Origin of the sequence: Novipirellula sp., assembly GCF_041583735.1 — a bacterium.
Classification (GTDB): Bacteria; Planctomycetota; Planctomycetia; order Pirellulales; family Pirellulaceae; genus Novipirellula.
This window is the reverse complement of record NZ_JBFHFD010000936.1, coordinates 1-2,393: the sequence shown is the minus strand read 5'-3', so window position 1 is coordinate 2,393 and position 2,393 is coordinate 1. Positions and strand designations below refer to the sequence as shown.

Annotated in this window: 1 protein-coding gene; it reads left to right on the top strand. The window is 56.2% G+C overall.

Going from position 1 to position 2,393, the window contains the following annotated elements:
- The coding region (locus ABX962_RS34780) for a cadherin-like domain-containing protein (RefSeq protein WP_372726247.1) at window positions 1-2,393 on the top strand (2,393 nt) is incomplete at both ends.

Sequence of the window (2,393 nt, the reverse complement as noted above, 5' to 3'; positions counted from 1 at the left end):
TCGATCATCCAACACTCAGCCCCACAAACGCGGACGGATTCGCATTCGGCGGCGTCCCATTGTCGAACATCTTGGCGATCGCCGCGTCCTGGCTGCGATTACGGGCGTGGTATTTGATGATTTGGACCATTCCTTTCGCCAAGAAGCGAGTGAACAATCGCTCCCCAAGCGTCTGGTCTACCTCGACACCAATAACAACGCGGTCCTCGAAAAGGGCGAAAAAATTGCAGTGGCCGACGCCGCCGGTGCGTTTCGTTTTGATGACCTGAGCGACGGTGATTACCAAGTCCGTTTATTCAACGGCACCAACGTCCAAGACCAGCTGTTCCCGTTCAAAGCCACGCTCGAAACCGCAGCGACTCCGATCCAAGATCCGTTGAGCTTGCTGGCTTCGGGAAATCGTAGCGGCTATGTGTTGACTGAAACGGGGGTCGAAGTCGCTGACTTGGCCGCGGCCGAAAACGAAACGATTTCGGTTGGCACCCATTTGACGAAATTGCAATCGTTGCCTGACGGAAATCTGCTGGTGATCGGCGGCGAAGTGGGCGGCGATTCGGCATGGATCGTGGACCCTGCCGCGGGCACCGTCGACGCGGTCGATTTGTCAGGCAGCGAGTCCTCGAAATTGTGGTCCGATATTGCCATCGATGGCGACGGACGTGGGGTGGCGTTGGCCGAAGGTTCAGATCCGGTTGCGGTCCAATCGCTTGACGCGTCCGATGCGGATCTCGGACTGGTGGTATCGACCACGACCACGATCGTGCCTGCCGACACGACCGTGATTACATCGGACTCAGGGCCTCGCAGCGTATTTGCCTGGGCAGGCGAAGATGGCTTGAAATTGTCACTGTGGAGTAACGAAACCGCTTCGATGATCAGCACCGATCCGATCGAAGTGGCGGGCGTCAGCAGCCTGCTGGACTTTGACGACGAGTCGGGATTGTTGGTACTGAGGCAAATCGATGGCGGCGTCAGCGTGCTGGACGCAAACGCCGATTTTGCTTCGCTTCACTCTTTCCCCGAAATGACAGGCCCGGTCACGCTCGATGGAGCTCGTGATCTGCTAATGACCGTCTCGCCGCTGGACACCCTGTTGCAGGTCGTCGATCTGCGAGACGGATCGGTGATTGCGGACCAGCCGATCGACTTGTCGACGATCGGTGAATTAGTGGCAATCGCCAGCAAAGGAAAACCCGAAGCGATCGCCGTGCTCGGTTCCACAGGGGTCATCGAAGTTTCGCTCCGTCGGGCCGATGCGCATCGCGTCAAGATTGTCGACAACCAAGATGCCGATCCCATTCGGTTCGCGTTGTTCGTCGAAGGCGACAATACGGCTCCGCACTACGAGAGTCAGCCCGCGCTGTCGACCAGCGAAGATCAAACGCTGAATCTTGCAGCCCCCGGAGTTCGCATTGGGGTATCGGACATCGAGAACGACCAATTCGTGATCGTGCAAAAAGGAACGGCGTCGCATGGCACGGTCAGTGTCGCGGTGGATGGTTCGGTTTCTTATAAACCCGATCCCGACTTTTACGGTACCGATGCGGTCAGCGTTACGATTCATGATGGCGTCACCGAATCCGAACCGATCGAATTGTCGATCACGGTCACCCCCGTTGCCGACCCTCCTGTCGATGTCATCTTTCACCTTGACCCGATTCCCGAAGCCCTTGCGCTCGGCGATGAGGTTGGATTTATCGAGGTGATCGACGCCGACGGTGTGAACAATCACCTGATCCAAGTCAACGATCCTCGCTTTCAAGTCAACAATCACGGCATGTTGATTTTTATCGGCGGCGCGAACGGCGAAGGACTTAATTTTGAAGTCGAGCCTTGGATTCCTTTGACCGTTTCGGTCACCGACCCCGAAATCGAAATCGAACTGGTCAGTTATCCTGCGATCACCGTGACCGATTCGAATGATCCAATCACCGGCATCTCGCCGAGCGAAGCCACTGTGTTCGAGAACGCCGTGGGCGACACGGTCGCTGAGTTGTTTGTGATCGACGAAGACACCGAGCAATTCCATATTTTGACGGTGGATGACGATCGTTTTGTGATCGATGGTTCCGATTTGCGGTTGGCCGACGGCGTTTCGCTAAACTTCGAAGAAACCCAAGAAATCGTGGTCAACGTGACCGCAAAAGAGTTCGGCATCAACGGCGATCCCTTCACACAGCCAATCACGATTCGCGTCAAAGACCTGCCCGAGCAGCCAGTGGTTCTGGACTTGGTTGGCGGATCGTTGGTCGAGTTCGAATCCGGAGCGATTGCGGGCACGCTGACGCTGGATGGTCAATCCGTTAGCGCTCGCTATGTGTTGACCGTTGATGACACGCGTTTCGAAGTGGTCGACGGCCAATTGAAACTGATCGACGATCAATTCGTCGAGC